Origin of the sequence: Emticicia sp. (assembly GCF_043780375.1) — a bacterium.
Lineage (GTDB): Bacteria > Bacteroidota > Bacteroidia > Cytophagales > Spirosomataceae > Emticicia.
In genome coordinates this window covers 1-5,646 of sequence record NZ_JAYWCU010000213.1, presented here as the reverse complement: position 1 = coordinate 5,646, position 5,646 = coordinate 1, and the positions used below count along the sequence as shown (strand labels likewise).

At 37.4% G+C, this 5,646-nt stretch carries 5 protein-coding genes; 2 read left to right on the top strand and 3 right to left on the bottom strand.

All coding sequences use genetic code 11. The annotated features are described in order from the left end of the window. Positions 1-360, top strand: a 360-nt coding sequence (locus ACH2CJ_RS16680; protein WP_394994161.1) for a coproporphyrinogen III oxidase, incomplete at its 5' end; no start/stop codon positions are given. 67 nt (positions 361-427) lie between these two features. Here the strand turns inward: ACH2CJ_RS16680 and ACH2CJ_RS16675 are convergent. The 3 genes from ACH2CJ_RS16675 to ACH2CJ_RS16665 form a co-directional block, all read right to left on the bottom strand. Then, the gene (locus ACH2CJ_RS16675; protein ID WP_394994158.1) at positions 428-1,993 is read right to left on the bottom strand and encodes an FMN-binding glutamate synthase family protein; all 1,566 of its coding nucleotides are present in this window, start codon (positions 1,991-1,993) and stop codon (positions 428-430) included. Between the two features lie 216 nt (positions 1,994-2,209). Next, positions 2,210-2,680 carry a GNAT family N-acetyltransferase gene (locus ACH2CJ_RS16670; RefSeq protein WP_394994155.1) on the bottom strand — a complete coding sequence of 157 codons (471 nt, stop codon included), beginning with the start codon at positions 2,678-2,680 and terminating at the stop codon, positions 2,210-2,212. Positions 2,681-2,749: 69 nt separating this feature from the next. After that, entirely contained in the window at positions 2,750-3,637 is an 888-nt protein-coding gene (locus ACH2CJ_RS16665; RefSeq protein ID WP_394994152.1) for an NDP-sugar synthase, read from the bottom strand. Positions 3,638-3,774: 137 nt separating this feature from the next. Between ACH2CJ_RS16665 and ACH2CJ_RS16660 the strand changes: the two genes are divergently transcribed. After that, the gene (locus ACH2CJ_RS16660; RefSeq protein WP_394994149.1) at positions 3,775-5,451 is read left to right on the top strand and encodes a hypothetical protein; all 1,677 of its coding nucleotides are present in this window, start codon (positions 3,775-3,777) and stop codon (positions 5,449-5,451) included. The last annotated feature ends 195 nt before the right edge of the window (positions 5,452-5,646 follow it).

The following is a 5,646-nucleotide window of genomic DNA, read 5'->3' as shown; positions in this document are numbered from 1 at the left end:
ATATTTTTTGATTATTTGAAATCAAAAGATGAGGCAGAAAAACAAAAAACTTTCGATTTTGTAAAATCAGTAGGAGAGTCGTTTGCTCCAATTTATACGCATTTGATGGCAAAAAATAGCCAAATTTCTTATGGAGAAGAAGAGAAAACATGGCAAATGCTTCGTCGTGGACGTTATGTTGAATTCAATTTAGCTTGGGACAGAGGCACAAAATTTGGACTGGAAACCAACGGTCGTACCGAGTCTATTTTGATGAGTTTACCACCAGTTGCCAATTGGGTATATGACTATAAACCCAAACCCAACAGCCCCGAAGAGCGTACTTTAAGTTTATTGAAAAAGGGTATAGATTGGATTTGATTTTGTGGAGGGTAAAAAGTGTAGAGTTAATTTTTTAGGCTTTAATCATTGCTCTACACTCTCAATTCTACACTTTTTTACTCATTTCCCCCCCCAAATATGGGCTTTCCAAAAGTTTCTTCAGGCCTTCAAATTTTACAGGGGTTTTCTGATATTGATAGGTTGTTCGAAGCGACTGTGTACGATTATTATCGCCCATTGCTACGTCCACGTCGTCCATCATAAACTGACTTGGGTGTTCATAACCGCAAGCATGACAAATTTCCAAAATTTCCTTCGTTAATGTTTTTACATAATTATAAAAACGCTCACTTTTCAAAGCTGGGTCAATTCCCCCTTGCAACCATTTGTTTTGAGTAGCTACACCACTCGGGCAACGATTGGTATGACAAATTTGTGCTTGAATACAACCGATAGATAGCATTGATTCTCGACCAACATTTATCACGTCAACGCCCATCGAAAAAGCCATAATTGCTGAGTCTGGAAGTCCTAATTTTCCTGAACCCACAAAAGTGATATTATCATTCAAATCTCGTTTCTGAAAAATTCTATAAATAGACGAAAATGCATACACAAATGGCAACGAAACATGGTCTGCAAAGCTCGGTGGAGCCGCTCCTGTGCCACCTTCTCCACCATCAATTGTAATAAAATCAGGTCCTTTTCCTGTCTTTTTCATCAAATCTGCCAATTCTTCCCACATTTCCAGTTTTCCAACTGCCGATTTTATTCCAACTGGCAAGCCCGTTGCCTTTGCCATTAGTTCAATAAAATCTACCATTTCTTTGATATTAGAAAAAGTACTATGCGAAGCGGGCGAAATAACATCTTTTCCCATGGGTACATGGCGGATATCTGCCAGTTCTTGGGTCAATTTTGAAGCAGGCAAAACGCCACCTTTCCCAGGTTTTGCTCCTTGCGATAGCTTCAATTCTATCATTTTAATGCAAGGATTATCTTGGCAAAGTTGAACTAATTTTTCCAATACAAAATTACCGTCATCGTCTCTGATTCCAAAGTAAGCAGTTCCTATATTTAACACTACATCGGAGCCGTTTTTATGATAATTCGAAAGTCCACCTTCACCAGTATTATGATAACAGCCAAATTTGGTAGCACCTTTATTCATCGAATCAATGGCCGCCGCCGACAATGAGCCATAGCTCATGCCCGAAATATTGACGACTGATTTTGGTAAATAAGGATGTTTACGATTGTGGTATAGACCAATGACTTTTGCCGATGGGCAAATATATGGATTTGCAATGTTTGGATGATTTTTTGGCAATTTATGGGGGAGCATGGCAGGTTTTATGAAATTATAGCCTGCACTGTAAATGTCTTGGTCTGTACCAAAGCCTTGAAAATTGTTTTCTTTTTTCGACGAAGCATAAATCCACGAGCGTTGTCGACGATTGAAAGGCAATTCTTCACGATTATTGGCTACAATATATTGTCGAAGTTCTGGCCCAACACTCTCAATAAAATAGCGTAAATGACCTAAAATTGGAAAATTATGTTGTACAGTGTGTGATTTCTGAAAAATATCACGAATAGCGACAATTGAAAGAAAAATGAGAACATAGCCCCACCAAGCAATCTGGCTAAAAAATTGTGAAAAGGACTCCATAGGGTTTTGGGTTGAATGTTGACGAAGCGAAATTAAGTGATATTTCAATCTAAACAAATTGTTTATGATTGTGGCAACTTGAGATAAATGACAAAGGATAATTTGCGGCTACCTTTTTAAATTATAAAATAATAAGATCGTATTTATCTAATAAAAAAACGTAACCTACTTATTATCAATATTTTAATTCTTTGATTGTTTACTTTTTTTAAGTTTTTAAGGAAGCCTTAGTTCCATTTCGTCACCAGTTAATCGAAACCCAAATTTTTCATAAATAGGTCTTCCTTCATCTGAAGCATGGAGCGAAATGCGTTTGTATCCACGACCGATGGCTTCTTGCAAAACATGGCCGAAAACTTGCTTTCCTATGCCTTTTCCTCGCCATTCGGGAAGTGTATAAATGTTTAGAATGTAGGCAATTTTACCATCAATAAGGGTAAAGCCTGGCGTAATCTCAAAAAAACAAAGTCCACTGGTAGCTACAATTTTACCGTTTGAAATAGCTAACCAAGCTACAAATTCATCGTTTGACATACTTTTAGACAAATATTGACGAAGAGTAGTGCTCAACTCCTCTTCGCTATATTGTCTTTTTTCAGCTTTCTGAACTTCTTTCAAAAACGCAATGCGTAACCTTACCAGTTCGTCAAGGTCGTGGAGTGTTGCTTTGTGGTAAGTGATTGGCATAATTAGATATGAGATTTGAGATGCGGAATTCGAGATGCAAGATTTTCTCATGCCCTGTATCTCGAATCTTCAATAAAGCCCTTGATTTGATAGTTTTTGCAAAGCCTCCATCACCGTTGGTTTGTCTTCGGGGTAAGTTACGCCAAACCATTCTGATTCATTAGAAAATACTTTGCATTTGCCCAAATCGTGCTTGATTAGATAAGTCATTACGTTTGGAATATAAAATTCTGCTTTAGGCGAATGAAGGTTTTGGGTCGAATATTCCTTAAACATTTCGTTGATAACTGGAAAAACATTGGGCATAAATCCCCAAAAATTCATCGAAACAGGCGTGCTTTCTGGCAATTCGGTCAATTCTTCTCCTTCTTCAAAAACAATTGTATTATCGGCTTGACGATAAATTTTTGTTCGTTCTATAACTACTTTTAAGAAATCATTTTCGTCTAATTCACAAACTCCTCTCGACACCGAACCATTTTCTGACAAAGTATTTTTGATTTGATAGCCTACCATCGCTTGGCAAGTTTGGTCAGTATTATTTGTCAAGAAATCAGCCATAATTTTAAAGCCTTCGTAGCCATAAAAATCATCGGCATTGATAACCGCAAAAGGCGTATCGGTTTGTTCCCAGGCACAAAGTACGGCATGACCAGTTCCCCATGGTTTTGTTCTTTCCACTTTGCCCAATTCTTCAGGAACATAACTTTGAATGTTTTGAATCGCAAAATCGTACTCAACTTTACCATCTAATTTTGGTCCAAATATTTCTTGAAAATCAGCTTTCAATTCTTCACGAATAATAAAAACCACTTTGCCAAAACCCGCTTTAATTGCATCGTGCAACGAATAATCAATAATTGTTTCGCCATTTGGCCCGAATTTATCTAATTGTTTGATGCCTCCGTAGCGGCTACCCATTCCTGCGGCTAAAATAAGAAGTGTTGGTTTCGACATTAAATTCTTTGGTTTGATGTTATTTTTTCTACAAATTTACAAAACACTTTCCGTTCGTTAAAAAAAAGTTTTACTTGATTAATTGTATGAGATACACTTAATCGTGTATTTTTGTACAAACTCTAACATATTCAACCATGTACTTTCGTTTTTTTACACTTTTACTTGCCTTTGGCTTGTCTTTACAATCGTTTGCCCAAGAGTTTTCGATGAACAAATTGCCCCTCAATAATTGGGACTTAGGTAATTGGAAACAGGTCGAAAATGTTGATAATCCTTTTAAAAAGAAGTCAAAATCTGGATTTGCCGCTGGAGACAAATTTTTGTTTTCAAATGCTTCAGGCAAAATGACCTCCAAACTCACCACTGCCGATGCCAAACTCAGGTTTGAGTTTATGTTGGGCAATAATAGTGAAGCGGTTTTTTATGTGCAAGGCAAACACGCCATATTGCTGCACAACGGAGCAATTCAGACAAAAGATGGATTTCTGAAACTTCCCAACCAAAATGCGAGTAGGTCAGCTGGACTTTGGCAAACTTTAGAATTGACTTTTTCGGAGGCTTCTTTCGGTAATGCTCTCACTCTCGAAAAAGCTGTATTAAATGATGTGTTGATTCATCAAGGATACGTTTTTCCAACAGAAGGCAAAAACGAAGGGCCTATTGTTTTTGAGAACAAAACAGGGACAGTTGCCATCAGAAATGTTGAATATTTGAAATATAATAAAGAAACACCATTAAAATTAAGTGACTTGAGCTACGAACTTTACGAAACATTCGACTGGGACAAACAGTTTGCCAAGAAAAAAGAAACGCCAACCGAGTCGGGTGTTGCCACTGAATTAACTAAGAATTATGGTGTTGGATTAAGTCGTTTCCTATTAGTTTTTAAAGGAAATCTGGATGTAGAAAAAGATGGAAGCTACTCATTGATAGCTGATTATGCTGGAAAAATGGCATTGAGTGTTGATGGAAAAGAAATATTATCGAATGAAGGTGAGCAGTATCGCAAGCCACGCATTGCTTATTTAGACCTAAAAAAAGGTAAACATTCTATTGAAATCAAATACATTAAAGTTTGGTGGAAACCTGAATTGGGGCTTTTTGCAGCAGGGCCAGAAATCAGACCTTATGCCCTTCATGCCGAGTCGTCATTGCCAACCCCACAAGCCGTTGGCGAAATTTCAATAAAACCTAAAAGTGATGTCGAGTTAGTGCGTTCGTTCATTATGTTTGATGGAAAAAAACGTACACACATTATTTCAGTAGGTAGCCCTGTTGGTGTTCATTATTCGTTTGATTTGAATCAAGGAGCTTTGCTATACGCTTGGCGAGGCGATTTCGCCGATGCAACCGAAATGTGGCACGAACGTGGCGAACCACAAATTTTGAGACCAATAGGTGTGCAAACCAAGTTTTCGGGAAAGCCTTCGGTTGCCGTTTTAGCAGACATTAATGCCTCTATGCCCGATTCTTTAGACGAATATAAAACATTGATTTTTAAAGGATATTCGATTGATAATCAAGGCTTTCCGACTTATAAATATCAATATAGTGGTAACGAATTTACGCAAAAAATTACGCCTAATAATGGAGGTATCACTGCAACCATTTCGACAAATGGTGTTTCAAACTTATATTGCAAGTTAGCCGAAGGAAAAAGCATTTCGATGATTGAAAAAGGTCGTTATTTAATTGATAATCAATATGTTATTATAGATGCTAAGGCAAAACCCATCATTAGAAACTCAAAAGTAGGGCAGGAAATGATTATGCCACTTGTCGGAACGATTAGTTATTCGGTGGCGTGGTAACCCCCTCCCAACCATCCTCGATGAGAAGGGTTTTTGAGACTCGAACATTCAATAGACTTCTTGCGAAAGTATTTTAAGTCGAAAAACACCATCTTCTCGGCTACAAATTGAGCAAATTTTTCAACCGTAGCGGTGCTATGCTTTCAAAATTTCCTCAATTTTCGCTTGAAAATCTACTATTTTTCAATCATAAAA

Excerpts from the sequence above, each read along its gene's own strand:
- ACH2CJ_RS16675 (WP_394994158.1), bottom strand. The coding sequence starts at position 1,993 with ATGGAGTCCTTTTCACAATTTTTTAGCCAGATTGCTTGGTGGGGCTAT.
- ACH2CJ_RS16670 (WP_394994155.1), bottom strand. The coding sequence starts at position 2,680 with ATGCCAATCACTTACCACAAAGCAACACTCCACGACCTTGACGAACTG.
- ACH2CJ_RS16665 (WP_394994152.1), bottom strand. The coding sequence starts at position 3,637 with ATGTCGAAACCAACACTTCTTATTTTAGCCGCAGGAATGGGTAGCCGC.
- ACH2CJ_RS16660 (WP_394994149.1), top strand. The coding sequence starts at position 3,775 with ATGTACTTTCGTTTTTTTACACTTTTACTTGCCTTTGGCTTGTCTTTA.